The sequence below is a fragment of the Mesorhizobium sp. HAY1-8B genome (assembly GCF_056868045.1).
On the sequence record NZ_CP200321.1, the window covers coordinates 6588587 to 6611317 of the forward strand.

Sequence of the window (22731 nt, forward strand, 5' to 3'; positions counted from 1 at the left end):
GCGCGCTAATGTGGTTGCGGAGCCGCTCAGACCATCCGGCTCAGCGCTTCGAAAAACGCGACGAGTTCAACATCCAGCGCGTCATCGACCGGCTCCGGTTGCGACGACATCTTGGAGATCACCACTTCGGTCCTTGGATCGACATAAAGCCACTGGCCATGGATGCCGATGCCGCAATAGGCACCATTCTGATGTCCGGTCTGGTACCATTTGTTGCGGTAACGGCCCTTGGGAAACAGCGGCAGCATCGCGCCGCGCTGCCAGGCTTCCGCGCTGCCGCCGGTGCTTGTCGTGTCGCGCACCCAGGCCTCGGACACGATGCGGCGTCCATTGGCGGTGCCCCCTTGCCGCATCATTTCGCCGACGCGCGCCAGGTCTCGCGGCGTCACCGAAATGCCGCCGGCGGTGCGCGCCGTGCCTTCCATGTCGACGCCGATCGAGGCTTCGCTGACGGCGCCAAGCGGCAGCCACAGCTTCTCGCGCATCAGGTCGGTGAAGCGCTGGCCGGAAGCCCGTTCCAGCAACAGGCCGAGCAGGTCTGAATTGGGGGAGCGATAGCGGAAGGTCTGGCCATGCGGCTCTGCCAGGCGCTGCAGGGTCAGGATGAATTCGCGCAGGCTTTCCGTGCCGCCGCCCGGATTCCACAACGTGGCGCGACGGTAACGCGCGAAAGCGCTTTCCGGATCGAGATAGGCTTCCTCGAAATCGAGGCTGACGCTCATGTCGAGCACATGCCGGCAACTCGCATCGCCATAGGCCGAGCCGGCGGCTTCCGGAATATACAGCGTCACCGGCGCGTCCGGATCGAACACGCCCTCGCCTTCCAATATGCCAGCGATGATGGCGGTGACCGACTTGCTGATCGAGAAGATGATGTGACGGGCGCCAAAATCCATATGCGGCGCGAACCAGTCACCGATCACCTTGCCGCCCTTCATCACCGTCAGCGCATCGGTGCTGGAGCGCACGAGGAATTCCGCCACCGTCTCCGGAGCACTTGCAACCGAAACCTTTTCACCAGCCAAGCCGCCGAAATCCCGCGCGGGTGCCTCGGCACTGCCCGACGTCGCGGCCACGCGCGCTGTCGGCACCAGTTCGCCCAGATTCTGGAACGACCATCGATTGAACGGGTTCACGCGCCAGTTGGAAAGCAGCACCTCGTTGCGGCGAAAGCCGTAGCGGGTCTCGAACGCGGTCTTGCCGGTCATGGCGTTTCCTTCCAGGTCGTTTCTTGTGGGAGCTCAGAGCAGTGCGGCGGCGATGGCGTGCACCGCCTTCAGCGTCGCTGTGGAATAGGCGAGATTGCTGAAATCCGGCCAGGTCGAAAGCTTCACCACGACCATTCGGGTGTTCCAGTCCATATGGATCATTTGCCCGAACACACCCCGGCACATCAGCGCGCGCGAGCTGGCATCCTCGATCCAGAACTGGTTGCGATAGCTGCCTTCCGGCAGGCTGGCGGAGAAATCCGGCCCATGCTTGCCGTTGCGTGTCGCCTCGATCCAGCCGGCCGGCACGATGCCGCCTCCATTGTCGAGGATCATCTGGCCGAAGCGGGCATAGTCGCGCAGCGTCGCATTGAAGCCGCCATCGGCCAGCGCATAACCGGCGCTGTCGACGGTGAAGCAGGCGCTTTCATCGGCACCGAGCTTTTGCCAGAGTTCTTCCGAAACCAGCTGCGCCAGCCGCTTGCCGGTCACCCGCTCCATGATGAAGGCGAGCACGTCGGTCTCGATGGAGCGGTATTCAAATGCGGCGCCATGCGGGCGGACCGTGTCCTTCAGGCCCAGGATCAGCTCGAACATGTGCGAGGGCCAGCGGAAATCCGGATCGCTGCCTGGCGGCACCGGCTTCCAGCCGGTGGCGACATCGACTTGGCCGATATCGGAATAGCGGTCGATGTATTCCTCGGAAAAACGCACGCCCGTCGTCATGTCGAGCACATGCTGGACGCTGGCCCCGGCCCAGCCGGTGGCGCCGAGTTCCGGCAAATAGTCGGTGACCGGCATGGCCGGATCGATCAAGCCGCGTCCGGCCAGTATGCCGAACACCGAGCCGGTGACGGACTTGGCCATCGACTGCGACAGATGCAGCGTGCGCTCGTCCATGCCGTTGAAATAGCGCTCATAGGCTATCTTGCCGTCCTTGAGCACGAGGAAGCCATCCGTATAGGTCTCGTCAAACAACCCGGCGAGCGTTGTCGGCTTGCCCTCGCTGTCCTCTACCGCCAGCCCGTCAAGGTCGACTTCGGCGCGTTCGAGACGATGGCGATGGCCGTTGCCGCGCCAGACTTCGGCGGTCGGCAGAATTTCCCTGATGTGCTGGAACGCCCAGCGGTTCCACGGCGGCCGGTCCCAGTCGAGCTTCGGCGGCACCATGGCGGGCGGCGAGCCCTGCATGATCGGCGGCCGCGGATCGCTGTTGCGATAGGAGTCCATGAAAGGCCATTCCCGGAAAAGAAAAGACCCGGCGTGTACCGCCGGGTCTCTCATGCAGCGATTACTTCTGCAGTTCGGTCCAGATCTTGGTGTAGAGTTCCTGCGTTTCCGGCGCGCACATCTTCTGGAATTCGCCTTTCGGCTTGGCGTCGGCCGGAATGACGACTTCCGGCGCATCCTTCATGTCGGCCGGCATGTACTTGTCCGAGCCGGTGATGGCGTTGGCATAGCGGTGGAAGGCCGAGAGGCCCGCCGCGTTTTCCGGATCCATGATGAAGTTCTGGAACAGCTTGGCGTTCTCGACGTTCTTGGCGTCCTTGAGAACGACGACGTTGTCGCTCCACAGGCCAAAGCCTTCCTTCGGATAGTTGTAGTGGATGGCCGGGTTGGCCAGGCGTTGGCGCAATGCCGAGCCGTTCCAGTCGCTGGTCGCCTTGAAGTCGCCGGCGCCCATCTTCTCGATGGTGTTGTATTCCATCGCGATCCAGTTCGGCTTGGCCGCCACCAGGAGGTCGCGCACCTTCTTCAGCACCGCCTTGTCGTTCGTGCACTGCTCGCCGCCGACATATTTGATCGCCGCGAAGATCACGTCACCCATCTCGGGAACAACGTTGACCTTGCCTTTCAGCTCGTCCGGCGTGTTGAAGACGATACCCCACGTGTTGGCCGGCCCCTTGTAGGCATCGGTATTGACGACGACGCCGATCGTGCCCCAGGCCCATGGCACGGAATATTTGCGGCCCGGATCGAACTCAGGATTGGCCCATTCCGGAGCGACGTTCTTGAAATTCTCCATCTTGCCCGGATCGGTCTCGAGCAGGAGACCTTCCTTGATCCAGATCGGCACATAGGTCTGCGAGGGCACGGCGATGTCGAAGCCGGTGCCGCCCTGCCGGACCTTGGCGAGCGCGGTGTCATTGGAATCGTAGTCGGTGATGGTCACCTTGATGTTGTATTTGTCCTCGAACTTCTTGATCACATCGGGGCTGGTGTAGTTGCCCCAATTGTAGATGTTGAGCACGCCGTCGGCGCGGGCGAGGCCCGTCGAAGCGAGCAACGCCAACCCCATGGCGGTCGCTGTTGTCTTCCAGTTCATCGTTCTATCTCCCATTTCAGGTTCAGTCTCGTTTCCTGCTGACAAAGAAAAACAACGTGACGATCGCGACCGAAAGCAGCAGGAAAGCGGTCGATATCGCGTTGATCTCGGGTGTGATGCCGCGGCGGATCTGGCCGAGCATGTAAGTGGGCAGCGTGTCCTGGCCGCCCGATTTGACGAACTCGGTGATGACGACATCGTCGAGCGAGATGACGAAGGCCAGCATCAGGCCGGCCAGGATGCCCGGCCACAAAAGCGGCAGCGTGATGCGGCGGAAGGTCTTCCACGGCGTTGCGTAGAGATCGGCCGCGGCTCGCTCCAGCGTCAGGTCCATGTTCTCCAGCCGCGCCCGGATGGGCAGGTAGGCGAACGGAATGCAGAACGCCGTATGCGCGGCGACCAGGTAGCCGAGGCCGGAATAGCCGGTGAAGATCTTGATACGCGAGAAGAAGATCAGCAGCGCCACGCCGGTGACGATCTCGGGCACCATCAGCGGCTGGTTGATCGCCGCGTATTTGAAGGTAAGGCCGGGATAGGAGGCGGTGCGCGTGGTGGCAAGCGCCGCCATGGTGGCAAAGATCGTCGACAGCACCGCCGCGATGGCGCCGATCTGGAACGAGCGCAGCGTTGCATCGATGACTTGCGTGTTCTGGTATGCGGACTGGAACCATTTCAGCGAGAAGCCGCCCCATTCGGAGGTCGAGGTGGCCGCGTTGAAGGCATAGATCACCAGCACCACGATCGGCAGGTAGAGCACGACGAAACAGGTCGCCGCGATCGCGGTGAAGCCCGGCTGGTGCTTGATGGAGAAGTTGCTAGCCATGACGCACCCCCGACTGGCCGGCATTGCGCACATAGGCCAGCAGCGCCACCATGACGATGATCATCACCGTGATCGAAAGCGCCGAGCCAAGCGGCCAGTTGCGGCCCTGCCCGAACTGCAATTCGATCAGGTTGGACAGCATCATGTTCTTGCCGCCACCAAGCACGCTCGGTGTCACATAAGCGCCCAGGGCTGGAATGAAGACAAGGATGGAGCCGGCGATGACGCCGGGTTTGACCAGCGGGAAAATGATCCTCCGCAGCACCTTGAAGCGTGTCGCGTAGAGATCATAGCCCGCCTCGACCAGGCGAAAGTCGAGCTTCTCCATGCTGGCGTAGATCGGCAGCACCATCAGCGGCAGGTAGACATAGGCCATGCCGATCAGGATCGCCGTGTCGGTATAGAGGATCTGGATCGGCGCCGAGATGATGCCGAGCTTCAAAAGGATGGTGTTGATGATGCCTTCGTTGCGGATGATCTGCAGCACGGCGAAGGTGCGGATCAGCAGGTTGGTCCAGAACGGGATGGTGATCAGGAACAGCCAGAGGTCACGGGTCTTTTCGCTGCGCGTCGCCATGAAATAGGCGGTCGGGAACCCGAGCGCCAAGGTTGCCAGCGTCGTTACCACCGCAAGCTTGATCGAGCGCCAGAAGATGGTGACGTGCGCCGCGGCGAGCGAAAGCGTGTCGTCGAAAATATCGCGTTCCAGGAACACCGATGTCCAGGCGTCGGACGAGAACTGCCATTTCACGTCGCCATAGGCGCCGGGCGTCAGGAACGAATAGACGAGCACGATCAGCAACGGGCCGGTGGCGGCGAGCAGGATGACCAGCAGCGCCGGCGCTGACAAAAGCCAGCGGTCACGGACATCACGCCGTTCGGCGGCCTTGGCGACTTCTTCCGCGGTGGCCATCAGTCCCTCAGCACTTGCGCGGCATCGTTGCCGATCAGGATGCCAACCTTGTCGCCGCGCTCGAAACCGCAGCCGGCGCTGCGCGTGTTCTGCTGGCGCACGGTGAAGGGATCGCCGCTGTCGAGCTGGACGTGGATATGCGTGTCGGTGCCGAAATAGACGATGTTTTCGACCGTGCCCGACAGGTCGCCCTTGCCCTTCGTCAGCTTGGCATGCTCGGGCCGCACCACCACGGTGGCGTTGTCCTTCGGCTGGAACCCTTCGGCAACGGTGGCCTCGATGGTCGTGCCGGATTTGAGCGTCGCGCGCGCCTTGCCGTTGCCGGCGCCCGATATGGCGGCGGTGAGGAAATTGGTCTCGCCGATGAAGTCGGCGACGAAGCGTTCCGCCGGCTTGTCGTAGATGTCCCAGGGCGAGCCGACCTGCAGTATCTTGCCCGCCGACATCACCGCGATGCGGTCCGACATGGTCAGCGCTTCTTCCTGGTCGTGGGTGACGAAGATGAAGGTGATGCCGGTTTCGTGCTGCAGCCGCTTCAACTCGATCTGCATCTCCTTGCGCAGCTTGTAGTCGAGCGCCGAGAGCGGTTCGTCGAGCAACAGCACTTTCGGCTGCGGCGCGAGCGCCCGTGCCAGCGCCACGCGCTGCTGCTGGCCACCGGAAATCTGGGCCGTGCGGCGGCCGGCCAGCGCCTCCATCTTGACCAGCTTGAGCATCTCGGCGACGCGCGCCTTGATCTCGGCCTTGGGCTTGCCGAGCATCTCCAGGCCAAAGCCGATATTGTCGGCCACGGTCATGTGCGGGAACAGCGCATAGGACTGGAAGACGGTGTTGACAGGCCGCTTGAACGGCGGCAGCGGCGCGATGTCCTGGCCGTAGAGCAGGATCTCGCCGGCGGTTGGAAAGTCGAAGCCGGCAATCAGCCGCAAAAGGGTGGTCTTGCCGCAGCCGGACGGTCCCAGCAGCGTGAAGAACTCGTTCTCGCGAATGGACACAGAGACCTTGTCGAGGGCAGCGACCTGCCCCTCACCCGATCCGAAAATTTTGCTGACGCCTACTACTTCAATCGCATTCCGATCCGGTTTGTCCGGCACGATTACGCCTCACTGTTGACCCCGCTCTTGCTGGCGGAGCTGTTCCCCTGTTCGATGTGACCACACGCCCGGTAGGTTGGCAAGCCCGGCATTGAATCACAGTTCAGTCCGTCTTTAGCCAGCAAGCCTCATGCCATTGTCAGGCCTGATAAGTGATCTTGCCACCGCAGATCGTCGTCACCGGGCGCACCTTGTGCAGATCGGCCGGCGCAGTCTTCTCGATGTCATCAGACAGAACCACCAGATCGGCCATATAGCCTGATTTCAGCGTGCCTTTGCGATGCTCCGCGAATTCGGCATAGGCGCCCTCGACCGTGTAGGCGGCGATCGATTCCTGCAGCGAAAAACTCTGGTCCGGATCGCTTTCTGCCCACGGTTTGCGCGTCACTGCCGCCTGAATGCCCAGGATCGGGTCGATCGGCGACACCGGCCAATCCGAGGCGAAGACGACATGCGCGCCGGCGTTCTTCAGGGTTCGCCAGGCATAGCTCAGCGGCCAGCGGGCCGGCCCGATGCGCGACACGGTCGGCTCGAGCGGGAAATCCATGGCGCCTGGCGGATGCGGCGGCTGCATCGAGGCGATGACGCCGAGTTCGGCAAACCGCGGCACGTCCGCGGTGGTGGTGACCTCGATGTGTTCGATGCGGTGACGGCTGTCGCGCTTGCCATTGGCCTTTTGCGCCGCCTCGTAGCCGTCGAGCACCGCACGCACCGCGCCATCACCGATGGAGTGGACGGCGATCTGCAGCCCACGCCTGTCGACGGCGACGGCCAGATCGATGAACTGCTGCGGCGTGAACAGCGGCTCGCCGACCCAGTCCGGACGGTCGGCATAGGGCTCGACCATGACGGCCGTCCAGGAATCGAGCACGCCGTCATAGAACACCTTGACCATGCCCGACGACAGCCACTCGCTGCTATAGCGCTCGGCCATGACGGACGCCTTGTCGAGCATGTCGAGCGTCATGAAATTCTTGTAGTGGAATGGGATCTGCACACGGCAGGGCAAGCCCTCCTCGGCGTCGATCTCGGCCAGCAGTTCGAGCTGGTAGAGATTGCCGTCCATGTTCTGGATGGAGGTAATGCCGTGGCGCGCGCACCAGGCGAGGCCGCGCCGCATGATGTCGCGGTCGGCGGCGCGTTCGGCGGCCGACGGCATCGGATCCGGCTCGCCGCCGGTGGCCAGCCCCAGCCGCACCCGGCCCTCGCCGGCAAGATCGAGCACCGGACCGAAGGCCTCGCCCTCGCGCAATTCGCCCGCCGCCAGGCCATCGTCACCCATGACGATCTCATTGCCCGGACCAAGCGCGCGTCCATGCAGGATACCGGCCATCTCCAGCGCCCTGGTGTTGGCCCACATCGTATGATGATCGGGCGCGGCCATGCAGAACGGACGATCGGGCAGAATCGCGTCGAGATGGTGGCGCGTCACCCGCTCGCTGCCGAGCACCGTATAGTCGACACCCTGTCCGACCAGCATCGGGGCATTGGGCTTTGTCGATGCATAGTCGCGGATCGCCTTCTGCAGCGCCTCGAAGCCGTGGACACCGCCAAGCTGAAGATGCGCGAGCTCGGCCCCTCCCGAGAACAGATGCATGTGGGCTTCGATGAAACCGGGCAGGACCGAACCGCCCTTGGCGTCGATCACCCTGGTTGTCGATCCCTTGAATTCTTCGATCACAGCGCGGCTGCCGATGGCGATGATGGCGCCGTCCCTGACGGCCACGGCCTCGGCTGCGGGATTGTCGTCGTCCATGGTCAGCACGCGACCGTTGATGACGATCAGATCCGCATTGTGACCCGCACCCGTGACAGACATCGCGACTCCGCGCTTTTGATGACCGACTGAGACCGACAACCCTGCGCTCGACGACCGGCCACCCACCTGAGCGGCGCCACGGAACAAAAAACGATGCCAGTCCGCTGCCTTCGAAATTCCCCTTGTTATCCCTTGGGACAGCGTGGATAAAGAATGCGACTGATTATTCGCGTTTGTCAACATGCGGAATTTAGAATGTATTGTGGACAGCACCCCGCGCCTGTGTTGGGACCAGGCGGGGAACGAGGACATCGAGCAGTGAAGCGCAGTCTCGACCGCAAAACCAGGACAGCGCTCGAGCCGCGCAAGCAGCCGCGGCAGCAACGGTCGAGCAGGGTTGTCGACCGGATTCTCGACGCGGCGCTGATCCTGACGCGAGAGCAAGGGACCAGGACTCCGACGACGCTCGCCATAGCGCAGCGCGCGGGCCTGTCGGTCGGTTCGGTCTACCAGTACTTTCCCAACAAGGAAGCCATCCTTCTGGACCTCGCCCGGCGCTGGCTGTCCTCCTTTCCCAAGGTGATCGAGAAGCGCATCAAGGTCCCCCGGCCCACCAACCGCGAAGAATTCCGGCGCGAAGTGCGCAAGCTCTTCATCGACACGTCCAGTATCTATCTCGAGAACGCGACCCTGATGCCGGTGATCGAGGCCATTTCAGGCAACGCCGATCTCAGGCCTATCCAGGACGAATACGACGAGCAGATCATCGCCCTTTACGCCGCCTGGCTGCGGCATGTGAATCCGGCTCTCGAAGACAAGATCGCCAAACGGCTCGGCCTGGTGATGATGGAGGTCGGGCACGCCTGCCGGCTGGTCGGACTGAAGAGAGATCGCAGGACATTCGACCTCATCGAGGACGACGTCGAAGCCATGTGGCTGGCTCTGGTGAGCCCCTATCTCAACCTGGACTGATTTCGCATTTCGAGAGGAATTTCATGAAGACTGTCTATTCGCCGCTTCATGCTGGCCATGCCGGCCAGATGGAACTGGTCACATCGGCCATCGTGCCGGGTTTCGAAAAACCCTCGCGGGCCGAATTCATCAAGGCGCGGGTTGAAAGCGAGAAGCTCGGTCCGATCATCGCGCCGGTCGAGCACGACCTAGCCGCCGCCAAGCGCGTTCACAGGGCAGACTACATCGACTTCCTGCCGACGGTCTGGCCGCAATGGGTGGAATCCGGTTTCCAGGGTTCGGCGATGCCTTTCACCTGGCCGACGCGCGGCCTGCGCGGCGACGTACCGCCAAAGCGCATCGACGCCCTGCTCGGATACTATTCCTTCGACGGCGGCGCCACCTTCGTCGAAGGCACATGGGCAGCGATCAAGTCCTCCTACGACGTGGCGCTGACCGCGGCCGGTCTGGTCAAGGGCGGCGAAAGGTCGGCCTTCGCGCTCTGCCGCCCGCCCGGCCACCATGCCGGCGCCGGCTTCATGGGCGGCTATTGCTACATCAACAACGCCGCTGTCACCGCGCAATGGTTTCTCGACCAGGGCGCGGCCCGCGTCTCCATCCTCGACGTCGACTACCACCATGGCAACGGTACGCAGGAGATCTTCTACGACCGCGCCGACGTGCAGGTCCTCAACCTGCATGGCGACCCGATGGTCGAATATCCGTTCTTCCTCGGCCATGCCGATGAACGCGGCGTCGGCGCGGGCGAAGGCTTCAACATCAACTATCCCATGCCGTTCGGCACCGGCTGGGACGCATGGAACGCCTCGCTGGAGGATGCCTGCGCCAGGCTCGCCGCCTACGCGCCCGACATCGTCGTCGTCTCGCTTGGCGTCGACACCTTCGAGAAGGACCCGATCAGCCAGTTCAAGCTGAAGAGCGCGGACTATCCCAAGATCGGCCGCCGCATCGCCAAGCTCGGCCTGCCGACGCTGTTCGTCCAGGAAGGCGGCTATGCCGTCGAGGAGATCGGCATCAATGCCGTCGGCGTGCTGACCGGTTTCGAGGACCGGTAAGCTCGTCGCCCGAAAGCGGCAGCCCTTTCGGAGAAAACGACAAGGCGAAGGAAGGGCGGCGTCAGCCGCCCTTTATGTATCTGGCCGATATGGCCGGCTTGCCCAGTCCCGGTATTCTCACACCCTCGAAGGCCGCGAAAATGGCCTCCTGAGTCGCGCCTGAGTCCATCGGATTCGATTTTGTCAAATCGCGTTTGATGTCAGATTCATCTGCGGGTAGATTAGACCCGAATCAGCCGGTCCTCGGGGGGCGCGGCGACCACCCAAAGTCTCACGTTCCGGAATCTTCCGGCGCCAGACGCGGACGGCTTCGCGTTCCCTGAATGGATTCCGTCTGGTTGGGCGCGGCCCCGCGCCTCGTGTGTGTCTCGTAAAAGTAACGCGTTTTCGGGTTCGGCGGCTGACTCTCCAGCATCCGGGCATCAGAAACGATTCCGGCCAAAAGCAACAAATGAGCAGTCCCGCCGCGCCTCTTCAATCCGACACATTGGGCTCGCGCCTGGCGTCGCGCGGTGATCTGACCAGCTTCTTCATGGAGTTGACCGCCGAGATCGGCGCCGACAGCTACATGCTGGTTGCTATCGTCCATGACCAGGACCGCAACGACGCGCGCATCGTCTCCTCCAACTGGATCTTCGACGCCATCGAACTGATCGGCAAGCGGCTGATCGCCGGCCTTGCCCAAGGCGCGCTTACCGTCGCGCCCGGCATCCGGCCCAGACCGCTGGTGGCGGCGGAGGCGCCCGACGTCGATGGGCTGGTCTCCGGCGAAGAGGCCCGTCTCCTCGACGTGCTCGGCCATGCCGAGATCTATTCGCTCAGGCTGAATGTCGGCCGCCAGCGCCTGTTTGCTCTGTTCTCGGCGGCGATGGCCGGCCAGATCGACCAGCCGGCGCTGATGAGGGCGCAATTGAAATGCTGCTACGCGCTCTCGCATATTCCGCAGCTGATCGCCGCCGCGGCCATGCAGGATCCCCTGTCGGATCGTGAGCGCGAATGCCTGTTCTGGGTTTCGGAAGGCAAGACCACCGATGAAGTGGCGGTCATCCTTGGCGTCTCCTCCAACACCGTCAACAGCTACATCACCCACGCCATCCAGAAATTCGCGGCCAGCAACCGTGCGATGGCCATCGCCACGGCGATCAGGAGTGGCATCATTTGAAACAGGCCGACATCAGGGACGCCGCGGAGGCGATTTTCAACGATCAGCGCAGCCCCTTCGGCGCCTTCTCGCTCGGCTCCGAAACACATCACGCCGTCACCATTCCCGATGCCGTGCGCCGCTGCCGCTGGATCGCGGTCGACATCAGCGCCTCGGCCTTCGGCCTGTTCTTCGTCAGCCCGTCGCCGGAACGCGCACGGCTGGTCCCGTGTTTCGATTCCGACTATCCCGGCATTGCGGTGGCGACGAAGTTTATCTCGGGCGCCAATGGCGAGGAGATCGTGCGCCACACCCACAACTCGACGGAGCCACGCTGGTGGACGGATGACGGCGTCGCCGCGATGACCGAGACGTTCGGCAACCTCGCCTGGACCGAGCAGATGGCGCCGCTGGCGCCCGGCACCAGCGGCATCGCCTTTCCCGTCCATGCCGATCGCGGTCAGTGCGGCCTTGTCGTCTTCCTGGGGTCGGAGATCGCCCTGCCGCAGGATGCACTCTACGAAATCCACGCCCGCTGCTTTTCCCTGTTCGCCGCGGTCGCCCGCATCCGTCCGGGCGACACCGGCAGGATGCGCGCCATCTCCAAGCGCGAGCTGGAGTGCCTGAAGCTGACCGCCAACGGCAACACCAGCGAGGAAATCGCGCGGCTCCTGAAGCTGTCGGTGCACACAGCCAATCAATATCTGACCCAGTCGACCCAGAAGCTCAACGCCGTCAACCGCAACCAGGCGGTCGCCAAGGCGCTGCGGCTCGGTCTGATCGAATAATGAATCGATGAGGCGCTCAACGTCTGTTGAGATTGAGATCAGGCCGAGCCGCAATCGAAGACGGGCGCGAAGCGACCAAACCGGTGGATAACGAGAGCCGGAGCGAGCGTAAGTTTGGGTATGTGAGCACCCGAAAAAACGCGGGGAACCGCCATTCTGCAGGCCGGCCTCGCCGGGCCCGCAACAGACCTCAGAAGGCCATGGGCTCCACCTTGCGGATACGGGCCTGTTCGATCACCGCTTCCAGCAGCGCCGTATTGTGATCGGGATCCTCGCCAGGCTTTTCGAACGACACGTAATTGACCACGACCGAGTTGCCGGCCTCGCTCAGCGTCAGCTGGAAATAGACGGTCACCCCGGGCGGCCGCAACTCCAGATCGAGCACGATGCGCGGGCTACCGCTCCAGTCGACATGCGCCTCGCCGCCGTGGCCGAGCCTGAGCGTGCCGGGCATGAAGAACAGCTCCACCGCTGAATCGACCAGGTCCGACAGGCACGCGAAATGCTCCAGCCGGATGAAGGCGATATAGTCGGCGACATCGATCAGCCGCAATTCGCCAACCACCTGCTCTATGGCGTTGGCGACGATGATCTCGCGGGATTTTGCGTGCGGTTGGCGATTCATGAAATCTGTCTGCGCTCAGCCTTTTTCGAGTAGACGATCCGCACCAGTTCGGCGACGGCCTGGTAGAATTGCGACGGGATCACATTATCGACCGAAACTTGCTTGTACATGGAGCGGGCGAGCGCCACGTCCTCGAAGATCGGAATGTTGTGCTCCTTCGCGATCTCGCGGATTTTCAGCGCCACCAGATCCTGCCCCTTGGCCACCACGAGCGGTGCCGAATCCTCGTCACGCACATATTTCAGCGCGATCGAGAAGTGGGTCGGGTTGGCGATGATCAGTGTCGCGCGCGGCACCGCCGTCATCATCCGCTTGCGTGCGCGGTCCCGCGCCAGCGAGCGCAGCCGGGACTTGACGATCGGGTCGCCCTCGGACTGCTTGAACTCGTCCTTGACCTCCTGCTTGCTCATGCGCAGGTCCTGCCTCCAGTGGAAGCGCGACCAAACGATATCGATTGCCGCGATCAGCCCCATGACGAAGACGATCGCCACCAGTATGTCGACCGCGATGCCGCGGATGACAAGACCGAAGGCGACTGGGTTGGTGATCATCCCGGCGAGCAGCTTGCGGTGATCCTCCGACAGCGTGAAGGTGAGCACGGCGATGGCGAAGCCGACCTTCGCCAGGGATTTCAGGAACTCGACCCAGCCCTGGGCACCGAACATCCGGTTCCAGCCCTTGGTGATCGAAATGCGCGAAAGCTGCGGCCTGATTCGCTCGCCGACGAATTGCGGCATGTTCTGGAGCACCGAGGCACCGATACCGGCTACGGTCAAAAGCACCAGCAGGCTGACGATGGCGCGACCCACTTCCAACATGACAATCTTGTAGAGCTCGATGACATCGGTCTCGGTGTCCATCGGCCAGGCTTCGGGCTTCTCGAGGAACATCGACAGGAACATGCCGAGATCGATGATCGCGTCCTTGGCGTAGAAGACGGTGAACACCAGTATGGCGACGAAGGAGGCCAGGATCGCGGTTTCCCTCGAATGGGGCAGCTTGCCCTGTTCGATGGTGTCGCGGATCTTCTTCTCCGTCGCCTCTTCGGTTTTCGAGTCCTTGTCGGTGGCGTCGGACATGCCTTAGAGCATGATGCCGAAAAGTGTGAAGCGGTTGTCGGATGACATCATGCTCTAATCCTTTGATTTAGGCGGCGTTCTGCGTCGACGGAAGCTCGAATGCGCCTTCGCGCGACAGCCGGATCGTCGTCGACACGATCGTCTTGCGCGCCGCCATGATATCGGCGAGGGGAACCCCCTCCGAACCCTGTCCGAGTTCGGCTTCGATCATGCGTCGCGACCGCGCGCCGATGGCCGACAGAGCCGCTTCGGCGAGTGCCGCCGAGGTGCCTCGCAGCGCCAGCGTGACAAGCTCGGTCGACAGTCCGTCGAACAGCAGCACGCGTGCCTTCTGGGTGAGCAATGGCAGGTCGTCGAAAGCGAAAAGCCTTGCCCGCACACCGTCGAGATCGGGCGTGCCGGCGGCTTCCAGATCCTGCATGACCTCCTCGAGCAGCGGCTTGTCCATCTCGTTGAGCACGCTGGCGACGCGCGCTTGTCCCGCCGACGTGTCCTTGGTCGAGGTTTCCGCCAGCACGCTGGCGCGTAGCCGGTTCTCGACGATCCTGGCGGCGGCATCCGGAACGTTGGCCATCGTCACCATGCGCTTGATGATTTCGCCGCGCATCGGCTTCGTCAGTGTCAAAAGCACGCTCGCCGCTGCTTGCGGCGCCAGCTTCGACAACACCATGGCCGCCGTCTGCGGATGTTCGCCGGCGAGGAAGGCGCCGAGCCGCGAGGGTTCGAGCTTCTCAAGATCCGGCCAGATCGGCGGCGGCCCTTCCGGCGCCGCCTCCGGCTTCTTGTTGCCCATGATCGCGCTCATCTCTTCGGGCGACAGGGATTCGTTGAGGATGGTGTCCATCCTGTCGGCGGAATCGAGCAGGCCGGCCCCCTCGGTGAACTCCGCCTCGAATTCTGCGACGATGCGCTCGAGATCGCTTTGCGGAATGGTTCTCAATAGCCGCGCGCCCTCGATCAGCGCCTTCAACTCTTCCTGCTTGAAGAATTTCAAGAGGCGGCTGGCGGATGGCTTGCCCATCGCCACCAATATGGCGGCAGCCTTCTGCGCGCGCGTCAAGGTCGTCAGCGGTGTCATGCTGCCTCTCGCCTCCGCTGCAACCGGCAAGCCCCACCAGCCATGTCTAGGCGCCCTTCGTGCCGGCTATGATTTCAGTCAGCCTGATGCCGAAGCGCGACGGATCGCTTTCGAGCACCGTGATCTCGCCGCGCGCGATCTTGCGGCCATTGACCACGACGTCGACCGGTTCACCGATGCGGCGGTTGAGCGCCACCGTCGAGCCCTTCTGCAGCGCCATCAGGTCGGAGACCGGCATCTCGGTGCTGCCGAGGATGATCTGGACATCGACCGGGATGTTCATGATCACGTTCGAATTGGCCGATGAAGCGGGCCTGAACGCCGCATCCGGACGTTGCTCTTCTTCATGCAGGACGCCGCGCAACTCCTCAATGGCGCGGTCGAGCTGCTCGTCGGGCTGGTCGTCTGGTTGATCGAGGGCGGCTTCCACCTTGGTCTTGGCCATGCGTCGTCTCCAATGCTCAGGCACGCCCGGCGGAAGCCGGCATCAGCCCATCGATAAAGTCCTGGCCGGCATCGTAGGGATGCTTGATTCGGACGGTGTAATTTTGCCCCAGCTTGCCGAACTCGCACACGAACAACGTCTTGCCGCGCGCGCCGAGACGTGCCCGCGACTGCGCCGTTTCCTCGAATTCGATGACTTGGCCAATTTCGAAATCGGCGAGGTCGCCGAGCGTCAGGCGGGCCAGCGGCATGGTGGCCTCGAGCTCCACTGTGGAGCGCATCACCTCTTCCGAAAAGCGCTGGCGCCAGCTCGCGCCCTGGTCGTCCTCGCCGCCGGCGGCTGCGCCATCGCGGCTGGCCAGAACGACACGCTGCGGCATCGTCACCGTGACGGTGCCGGTGTCCGCCGGTGTCGAGATGCCAAAGACGATGCGGACCGCCGCGCCGTCGCGCAGCACGTGCCGCTTCGCCTCGGTGCCCGACGTCGCCCGCGGCACGGGAAGGCGCAGGTCGAGCGAGCGTCGTCCCGATCCGTTGAGGGCTTGCGCGACCTGCTGGAACACCATGGTCGAGACATCGATCTCGATCTGCGACAGATCGCGCTCTATCGGCGATGCCGGCATCTCCGGGTCGCCGCCGAACAAGGTGCAGACCGCGATCGCGATCGCCGGTGCGTCGATCACCAGGGTCATGGCATCGGAGGACGTGGACGACGCGACGATAGTCATGGCGAAGGTATCGCCAGCGCGCGATCGTGCTTCCGAGACGCGGCTCACCTCGACGGCCCTGAGATCGACAGTGACCGGGACGCCAAGCTCGCTGGTCAGGCTCTTCTGCAGCAGCGGCGCGGCGCGCTCGGCCATGCCGCGGGCGGTGCCGATGACCTGGCCCGCCTCGCCGCTGTCGCCGACCAGGCGCTCGATGATCAGCGAGCGGACCTCCGAGGGGCTGCCCGGACTGGTCATGACAGTGCTGGTACCAAGCTGTCGCGCATCGCTCAGGCGGCCTTCTTCTCGGCGGAAGCGGTGTTCATCGTGCTCTGCTCGACGGCATCGATCGTCGGCCGTTCATAGGATGAGATGGTCTTGCGGCCGAACTCGATAGCCACCTGCGGCAGCGCGCCGTTCATGTAGGCGAGCAGCGTCTGCTTGACGATGATGTAGAGGCGGTTCTTCTTCTCGCGCACCGTCTTGATCTTGGTGGCCACGGGCCCGACCACGGCATAGGACAGGAAGATGCCGAGGAAGGTGCCGACCAGTGCGGCGCCGATCAGGCCGCCGAGGATTTCCGGCGACTGGTCGAGCGCGCCCATCGCCTTGACCACGCCCAGCACCGCGGCGACGATGCCCAGCGCCGGCAGGCCGTCGCCGACCGCGACCAGCGCGTGATAGGCCTTCATCTTGTCGGTCTTGATGGTCTGGATCTCCTCGTCCATCAGCGCCTCGATCTCGTGCGAGCGGGCATTGCCGATGATGATGATGCGGCAGTAGTCGCAGATGAAAGCCATCAGATCGTGATTCTTGAGCACCGTCGGAAAGGCCTGGAAGATGGCTGATTCTTCCGGATTGTCGATATGCGCCTCGACCTCGCTGCGCGACTTCGAGCGCAGTTCGCGCATCAGGCTGTGCAGCACGCCGAGCGTTTCCAGATAATCCTGTTCCTTCGGCACCGCCTGCTTGAAGGCTTCCAGAATGCCCTTGCCGGTATCCTTGACCGTCTTCATCGGATTGGCGACCAGGAAGGTGCCCAACGCGGCGCCGCAGATGACCACGGCTTCCCAGGGCTGGACCAGCACGTGCAGATGCCCGCCCATGGCCATGAAGCCGCCGAGGACGCAGCCGAGCGTCACCACAAGTCCAATCAGAATGCCCACGGCAGGTCCTTCCGCATTTCACACCAGGTGCAAGGGATAGTCCCCGTGCCTTGTGTGAGGCTTGAATCCGAGCTGCCGTGGAACCGAATGTCAGGGCGATTCAGTTTCGCGCAAGGAAGTGCGGCTATTGTACCGGCATAGCTTCGGCCGGAGGCACGTTCTTGCTCAATACCTTTACCAGCTACCAGTTGATCACCAAGGACATCAACAAGTCTATCGATCGCATCGAGCAACAGCCGACCGTCGATCGCGACACAAAATATTATCTCGCCAACATCACCAAGGTGAAATCGATCGACGATTTCGTCAACAATGACCGGCTGTTCAAATATGCCATGAAGGCCTACGGGCTGGAGGACATGGACTACGCCAAGGCCTTCATGGTCAAGGCGCTCAAGGAAGGTGTCACCGACCCCAACAGTTTCGCCAACAAGCTGACCGACAAGCGCTATGCCCAGTTCGTCAGCGCCTTCAATTTCGCCGCCAACGGCGCCGACGCCACCATCTACAACAAGGCGCAGCAGCTGGTGACAAAGAACTACGCCACTCAGGCTCAGATCGCCGGCGTCGATCCGAATTCAGACTATGTGAAGGGCGAGACGACGTATTATCTCGCCAACATCACCAAGGTGAAGTCCATCGACGACCTGATGTCGAACGACCGGCTCTACACCTATGCACTGGCAGCGTTCGGTCTCGATTCGGCGACCGAGGACAAGGACCTCATCAAACAGGTCCTGCAGGGTGGCGTGCGCGACCCCGACAGCGTCGCCAACAAGCAGACGGATCCGGCCTACGCGGCACTGGCCTCGGCCTTCAACTTCGAGCAGTACGGCGAGAACGCCACCACCATCAATGCGGCGCAACAGCCGACCGTCGACAAATACATGCGCCAGACGCTGGAGGAGGATGCCGGCAAGACCAATGAGGGCGTGCGCCTGGCGCTCTATTTCCAGCGCAAGGCGCCCGACATCACCAGCTGGTACGACGTGCTGGCCGACACGGCGCTTGCCAGCGTCGTTCGAACCGCGCTGGGCCTGCCCGATTCCTTCGCCACCGCCGACATCGACAAGCAGGCGCAGTTGTTCGAGCAGAAGCTCGACCTCACTGATTTCACCGATCCGGCGAAGCTCAGCAAGTTCCTGACGCGCTTCACCAGCATGTACGAGATCAACAATCCGACCTCGACCGCGGTGTCGTCCATCAGCGTGCTCTTTGCCAAGCCAGTCACGTCGGGCATCTCCACCGACCTGATGATGGCCATGCAGAAGTTGAAGTTCTGACCATGCAAGACAGTCTCTACGTCGCCCTTTCCGCGCAGATGGCGCTCGAGCGCCGGCTCGACACGATCGCCGACAATGTCGCCAACGCCAACACCGTGGGCTTCCGCGCTACCGGCGTGAAGTTCGAGGACGTGGTGTCGGGCACCGGGCAGAAATCGGTATCCTTCGCCTCGTCCGGCAAGACCTATCTTTCCGGTGCCCACGGCTCCCTGACCGAGACCGGCAATCCATTCGATTTCGCCATCCAGGGCGACGCCTGGTTCGCCATCGACACGCCGGCCGGCACCGTCATGACCCGCGACGGCCGCTTCTCGATGAACGAGAATGGCGAGTTGATGTCGATCGAAGGCCATCCGGTGCTCGACGCCGGCGGTGCGCCGATCCAGCTCGACCCTCGCAACGGCCCGCCCAAGGCCGGCGCCGACGGCTCGCTGCGCCAGAACGAACAGCTTGTCGGTTCGATCGGCCTCTACAATTTCGACCCGGGCGAGAATTTCGTGCGCTACGGCAATTCAGGCATCGTGCCTTCGCGCACCCCCGATCCGGTCACCGATCGCTCCGATGTCGGCATCGCCCAGGGGTTCGTCGAGGAATCCAACGTCAATCCGGTGATGGAGATGACCCGCCTGATCATGGTCCAGCGCGCCTTCGAGAACACCGCGGCCTTGATGCGGCAGACGGATTCCTCCACCGACGAGGCGATCAAGACGCTCGGCTCGAAGTCGTAGCATGCCGCTCGGCCAGCCATCCATCCGCGCACCCGAAATTCAGCTCCAGCCGGCGCCGGAAGATCGGCTTGCCGCGTTGGAGCGGGTATGGCGGCGCTTCAGCAGCGCCGATGGGCTGGTCAAGCGTGGCGGTCTGGTCACCGAAGTCACGCCCACGCATTACAAGGTGCGCGGCCTTTCCGATTTCGCCAGGCTGGGCGATATCGTCGAGCAGCGCGGCCAGGCCGGCACGCGCCGCGGCGAGATCGTCAAGATCAGCCGCGACGAGGTCGTCATCGCGCCCTTCGAACGCAGCGCCGATGCCGGTATCGGCGATGCCGTGTTCCGCAGGGGTCCGCTCGCTGTCGCACCGCACGCCTCGTGGCGCGGACGTGCCATCGACGCGCTCACCAGGGCGATCGACGGTGGCCCGCCGCTGATCAGGGGCGACGACATGTCGGGCGGCACAACGCCCGGTGCCATGGCACGGCAACGCGTCGGCACCGCCTTCATGACCGGCGTCAAGGTCATCGACATCTTCACGCCGCTCTGCTTCGGCCAGCGCATGGGTGTCTTCGCGGGCTCGGGCGTCGGCAAGTCGACGCTGCTCGCCATGCTCGCCGGCGCCGATGCGTTCGATACCGTCGTCGTCGCGCTGATCGGCGAACGCGGCCGCGAAGTCCGCGAATTCCTCGAGGACACGATCGGCGACAGCATGGCCAAGACCGTGGCGGTCGTCGCGACCAGTGACGAGAGCGCCATGATGCGCCGGCGCGCGCCCGACACAGCAATGCGGGTCGCCGAGCACTTTCGCGACCAGGGCCAACGTGTGCTCCTGGTGCTGGATTCGATCACCCGCTTCGCCCATGCCTTGCGCGAGGTGGCGACAGGCACCGGCGAGCCGCCGGTCGCGCGCGGCTATCCCGCATCGGTTTTCACCGAACTACCCAAGCTGCTCGAGCGCGCCGGGCCTGGCGCGGAAGGCAAGGGCTCGATCACCGCCATCATTTCCGTGCTGGTCGACGGTGATGACCACAACGATCCGGTCGCCGATTCCGTGCGCGGCATTCTCGACGGCCATGTCGTGCTCGACCGCGCGATCGCCGAACAGGGCCGCTATCCGCCGGTCAATCCGCTGTCGTCCATATCGCGCCTGGCCGGCAAGGCCTGGAGCGTCGAACAGCGCGCCTTGGTGACGCGGCTGAAATCGATGATCGCCCGCTTCGAGGACACGCGCGACATTCGCCTGCTCGGCGCGTATCAGGGCGGCGCCGACGCCGAACTCGACATCGCCGTGCGCCAGGTGCCGCTGATCTACGAGGCGCTGACGCAATCGCCCAGGGACCGCCCTTCGGCCGATCCGTTCTCCGATCTCGCCCGCCATCTCAAGGGAAAGCTGAATGCCGAACCAGGAGACTGAACGCCAGTATACCGAGCGCATCCTGAGCGAGATGCTTGCCGAGGCGAAAGCCGCCGAGGAAGCTCGAGCGGAGGAGACCAGGATCGCCAAGGCAAAGGCCGCCAGCGCCATAGTCGCCAAGACCGCGGCTGTCCTGGCCAGGGCCGCCAAACCCGCTCTGCCCAGAGCCAAGCCGGCTGTACCCAGATCAGAGCCGGCTCTCTCCAGATCCCAGCCTGTTCTTGCTCAGACTGCCGTGGCCCCCATGCATCTGGTTCCCCCCATCGAAGCCGCCGAGACGACGCAGGCAAGCCGCGAATCGTTGATCGACGGTCTGTTTCCCGTCACCGAATGGCCGCAGCCGCCAAAGCCGCAATTTCCGAAATTGGCCAGGAAGGCAGACCGGCGGAGCGACTTCGTCATCGCCGCGCTCGGCGTCACGCTCGGCCTGATCTGCGCCCTGTTTCCCTGGTATATCTTCTTCAACCAGGACCAATTCGGCGTCCAGGCGATCAAGTTTGGCGGCACCGGCACCAATTCGGGACGCGAAGGTGGCGGCGTGGTCGCCGAGCGCAGCGCGCCGCTGACAGCCAAGGATGTTCCCAACACCAGCATCGATCTGTTCGCCACCGGAACGGTGCCGGATGACGCCATCCCGGCACAGCCGCCCGGCGACCAGCCCTTCCCCGCCGATGTCGCGAAATTTCGCATGGTTCACGTCGCCAACGGTCGCGCCATGATCGAGGACGATACCGGCCTGTGGATGGTCCAGCGCGGCTCGACACTGCCGGACTCGAGCACGGTATCGTCGATCGAGCAGCGCAACGGCAAATGGGTCATGCTGACCAGCGCCAACCAGGTGATCCCGCTTTCCAGATAAGGCCGTCGCGGTTGTGCCCGGCTCTGGATCAAGGAGAGAGGCATGATGTCGTCCGAAAACCGGTTCACGCTTTTCGGCGTCACGCACTAGCGGTTGTCCGCAAGGTCCGCGCAAGACTGGCGGCCTAGTCTTTGGGCACATGCCCGGAGATTCCCATGGAGCCTGTTTCCCTTTTCGATCTCGCCGCCAAGCAAGCGCAGTGGCTTTCCGTGCGCCAGTCGGCGATCGCCGGCAACATCGCCAACGCCAATACGCCGGGCTACACGGCAAACGATGTCGAACCCTTCGAAAAGGTGCTCGACCGTACCGCGGTGTCGCTGCAGACCACCGAGGCCGGCCATCTCGGCAGCGCGGCGACCAACGCCGGCTTCACCATCAAGCCGCAGGAAGATGACGGCGTGGTCATGCCGTCCAAGAACACCGTCGTGCTTGAAGACCAGCTTCTCAAGGCCGGCGAAGTGCGCCGCTCCTTCGAACTCAACACGGCGATCGTCAAGGCCTTCCACTCGATGATGATGATGGCGGTGAAGAGCTGATCATGGACGCGCTGACCGCAGCCCTGAAAGTCGCAGCATCCGGCCTCGGCGCCCAGTCCGAGCGCCTGCGCGTGGTTTCGGAAAACCTCGCCAATGCCCAGTCGACCGGCACCACGCCCGGCGCCGACCCCTATCGCCGCAAGACCATCAGCTTCGTCTCCGAACTCGACCGGGCGTCCGGCAGCTCGACGGTTGAAGTGAACTCGATCGACCGCGATCCGAGTGATTTTCCCGTTGAATTCCAGCCCGGCAACGAGGCCGCCGACGAGAAGGGCTACGTCAAGATGCCCAATGTCAACGTGCTGATCGAAATGGCCGACATGACCGAGGCCAACCGCTCCTACGAGGCCAACCTGCAAGTCGTGAAGCAGGCGCGCGACCTCATTTCAATGACCATCGACCTGATGAGGAACCAATGATCGTGAATGGCATCGGCGCGCTGAACCTGAAGCCCGGGCTGGGCGATACGGCGACGGACCTGCTTCAGGGCGGTGTCGCGCCGGCCACGGCCGGCAACCTTGGCACCTCCTTCGCGGAAGCGGTTAGCCAGGCGGCGTCCAAGACCGTCAACACGCTGCAGAATGCCGAGCAGGTGTCGCTGCAGGCGCTCAAGGGCGATGCCGATACCCGCCAGGTCGTCGATGCCGTGATGAGCGCTCAGCAGGCGCTTCAGACCGCCGTCGCCATCCGCGACAAGGTCGTTTCGGCCTATCTCGAAGTCAGTCGCATGGGCATCTGAGGAGTAGGT

General features: G+C 63.3%; 24 protein-coding genes. 11 read left to right on the forward strand and 13 right to left on the reverse strand.

Features of this window, described 5'->3' with window-relative positions:
* Positions 1–26: 26 nt before the first annotated feature.
* The 7 genes from AC1VON_RS31660 to AC1VON_RS31690 all read right to left on the reverse strand — a co-directional run bounded on the left by AC1VON_RS31660 (position 27) and on the right by AC1VON_RS31690 (position 8183).
* Positions 27–1208, reverse strand: coding sequence for a serine hydrolase domain-containing protein (locus tag AC1VON_RS31660; protein WP_483126033.1), 1182 nt, complete (start codon positions 1206–1208; stop codon positions 27–29).
* Between the two features lie 33 nt (positions 1209–1241).
* Complete coding sequence (locus AC1VON_RS31665; protein ID WP_483126034.1) at positions 1242–2438, reverse strand: serine hydrolase domain-containing protein; 1197 nt, start codon at positions 2436–2438, stop codon at positions 1242–1244.
* Positions 2439–2499: 61 nt separating this feature from the next.
* Positions 2500–3534, reverse strand: coding sequence for an ABC transporter substrate-binding protein (locus tag AC1VON_RS31670; protein WP_483126035.1), 1035 nt, complete (start codon positions 3532–3534; stop codon positions 2500–2502).
* Positions 3535–3556: 22 nt separating this feature from the next.
* A complete protein-coding gene (locus tag AC1VON_RS31675; RefSeq protein WP_172348785.1) occupies positions 3557–4357 on the reverse strand; it encodes an ABC transporter permease in 801 nt (266 codons plus the stop codon).
* Positions 4350–5270 carry an ABC transporter permease gene (locus tag AC1VON_RS31680; RefSeq protein WP_483126036.1) on the reverse strand — a complete coding sequence of 307 codons (921 nt, stop codon included), beginning with the start codon at positions 5268–5270 and terminating at the stop codon, positions 4350–4352. Before AC1VON_RS31680 ends, AC1VON_RS31675 begins: the two co-directional genes overlap by 8 nt.
* Positions 5270–6364: an ABC transporter ATP-binding protein gene (locus AC1VON_RS31685; protein WP_483126037.1), complete on the reverse strand. Its 1095-nt coding sequence runs from the start codon at positions 6362–6364 to the stop codon at positions 5270–5272. The genes AC1VON_RS31680 and AC1VON_RS31685 overlap by 1 nt, the downstream gene beginning before the upstream one ends.
* A gap of 139 nt (positions 6365–6503) precedes the next feature.
* Entirely contained in the window at positions 6504–8183 is a 1680-nt protein-coding gene (locus AC1VON_RS31690) for an amidohydrolase (protein WP_483126038.1), read from the reverse strand.
* Between the two features lie 258 nt (positions 8184–8441).
* Here AC1VON_RS31690 and AC1VON_RS31695 point away from each other — a divergent pair, with 258 nt between their 5' ends.
* From AC1VON_RS31695 to AC1VON_RS31710, 4 genes are all read left to right on the forward strand, one after another.
* A complete protein-coding gene (locus tag AC1VON_RS31695; protein ID WP_172348781.1) occupies positions 8442–9095 on the forward strand; it encodes a TetR/AcrR family transcriptional regulator in 654 nt (217 codons plus the stop codon).
* Positions 9096–9118: 23 nt separating this feature from the next.
* Positions 9119–10150 carry a histone deacetylase family protein gene (locus tag AC1VON_RS31700; protein WP_483126039.1) on the forward strand — a complete coding sequence of 344 codons (1032 nt, stop codon included), beginning with the start codon at positions 9119–9121 and terminating at the stop codon, positions 10148–10150.
* Between the two features lie 451 nt (positions 10151–10601).
* Positions 10602–11312, forward strand: a complete 711-nt coding sequence (locus AC1VON_RS31705; RefSeq protein WP_483126040.1) for a helix-turn-helix transcriptional regulator — start codon at positions 10602–10604, stop codon at positions 11310–11312.
* Positions 11309–12079: a response regulator transcription factor gene (locus AC1VON_RS31710; RefSeq protein WP_172348778.1), complete on the forward strand. Its 771-nt coding sequence runs from the start codon at positions 11309–11311 to the stop codon at positions 12077–12079. Before AC1VON_RS31705 ends, AC1VON_RS31710 begins: the two co-directional genes overlap by 4 nt.
* 190 nt (positions 12080–12269) lie before the next feature.
* Here AC1VON_RS31710 and AC1VON_RS31715 read toward each other — a convergent pair whose 3' ends face one another.
* From AC1VON_RS31715 to motA, 6 genes are all read right to left on the reverse strand, one after another.
* Entirely contained in the window at positions 12270–12704 is a 435-nt protein-coding gene (locus tag AC1VON_RS31715) for a hypothetical protein (protein WP_172348777.1), read from the reverse strand.
* Positions 12701–13783 (reverse strand): flagellar biosynthesis protein FlhB, encoded by a 1083-nt coding sequence (gene flhB, locus AC1VON_RS31720; protein WP_172348776.1) that lies wholly within the window; start codon positions 13781–13783, stop codon positions 12701–12703. Before flhB ends, AC1VON_RS31715 begins: the two co-directional genes overlap by 4 nt.
* Before the next feature lie 67 nt (positions 13784–13850).
* The gene (locus AC1VON_RS31725; RefSeq protein WP_172348775.1) at positions 13851–14861 is read right to left on the reverse strand and encodes a flagellar motor switch protein FliG; all 1011 of its coding nucleotides are present in this window, start codon (positions 14859–14861) and stop codon (positions 13851–13853) included.
* A 46-nt stretch (positions 14862–14907) separates the two neighbouring features.
* Positions 14908–15306, reverse strand: coding sequence for a flagellar motor switch protein FliN (fliN, locus tag AC1VON_RS31730; protein WP_483126041.1), 399 nt, complete (start codon positions 15304–15306; stop codon positions 14908–14910).
* Positions 15307–15322: 16 nt separating this feature from the next.
* Positions 15323–16270 carry a FliM/FliN family flagellar motor switch protein gene (locus AC1VON_RS31735; RefSeq protein ID WP_483126042.1) on the reverse strand — a complete coding sequence of 316 codons (948 nt, stop codon included), beginning with the start codon at positions 16268–16270 and terminating at the stop codon, positions 15323–15325.
* Between the two features lie 32 nt (positions 16271–16302).
* Positions 16303–17178, reverse strand: a complete 876-nt coding sequence (gene motA, locus AC1VON_RS31740; RefSeq protein WP_172348773.1) for a flagellar motor stator protein MotA — start codon at positions 17176–17178, stop codon at positions 16303–16305.
* Positions 17179–17339: 161 nt separating this feature from the next.
* On the opposite strand from motA, the gene AC1VON_RS31745 reads away from it, so the two are divergent.
* The 7 genes from AC1VON_RS31745 to fliE all read left to right on the forward strand — a co-directional run bounded on the left by AC1VON_RS31745 (position 17340) and on the right by fliE (position 22722).
* Complete coding sequence (locus tag AC1VON_RS31745; protein WP_172348772.1) at positions 17340–18461, forward strand: DUF1217 domain-containing protein; 1122 nt, start codon at positions 17340–17342, stop codon at positions 18459–18461.
* A gap of 2 nt (positions 18462–18463) precedes the next feature.
* Positions 18464–19189: a flagellar basal-body rod protein FlgF gene (gene flgF / locus AC1VON_RS31750; RefSeq protein ID WP_172348771.1), complete on the forward strand. Its 726-nt coding sequence runs from the start codon at positions 18464–18466 to the stop codon at positions 19187–19189.
* Position 19190: 1 nt separating this feature from the next.
* Positions 19191–20588: a flagellar protein export ATPase FliI gene (gene fliI / locus AC1VON_RS31755; RefSeq protein WP_483126043.1), complete on the forward strand. Its 1398-nt coding sequence runs from the start codon at positions 19191–19193 to the stop codon at positions 20586–20588.
* Positions 20569–21447, forward strand: coding sequence for a hypothetical protein (locus tag AC1VON_RS31760; protein WP_483126044.1), 879 nt, complete (start codon positions 20569–20571; stop codon positions 21445–21447). The genes fliI and AC1VON_RS31760 overlap by 20 nt, the downstream gene beginning before the upstream one ends.
* Before the next feature lie 155 nt (positions 21448–21602).
* On the forward strand, positions 21603–21983 hold the full coding sequence (flgB, locus tag AC1VON_RS31765; RefSeq protein ID WP_019860948.1) for a flagellar basal body rod protein FlgB: 381 nt from the start codon (positions 21603–21605) through the stop codon (positions 21981–21983).
* A gap of 2 nt (positions 21984–21985) precedes the next feature.
* Positions 21986–22402 carry a flagellar basal body rod protein FlgC gene (flgC, locus tag AC1VON_RS31770; protein WP_027060084.1) on the forward strand — a complete coding sequence of 139 codons (417 nt, stop codon included), beginning with the start codon at positions 21986–21988 and terminating at the stop codon, positions 22400–22402.
* Positions 22399–22722: a flagellar hook-basal body complex protein FliE gene (gene fliE, locus AC1VON_RS31775; protein ID WP_172224748.1), complete on the forward strand. Its 324-nt coding sequence runs from the start codon at positions 22399–22401 to the stop codon at positions 22720–22722. Before flgC ends, fliE begins: the two co-directional genes overlap by 4 nt.
* Positions 22723–22731: the final 9 nt, after the last annotated feature.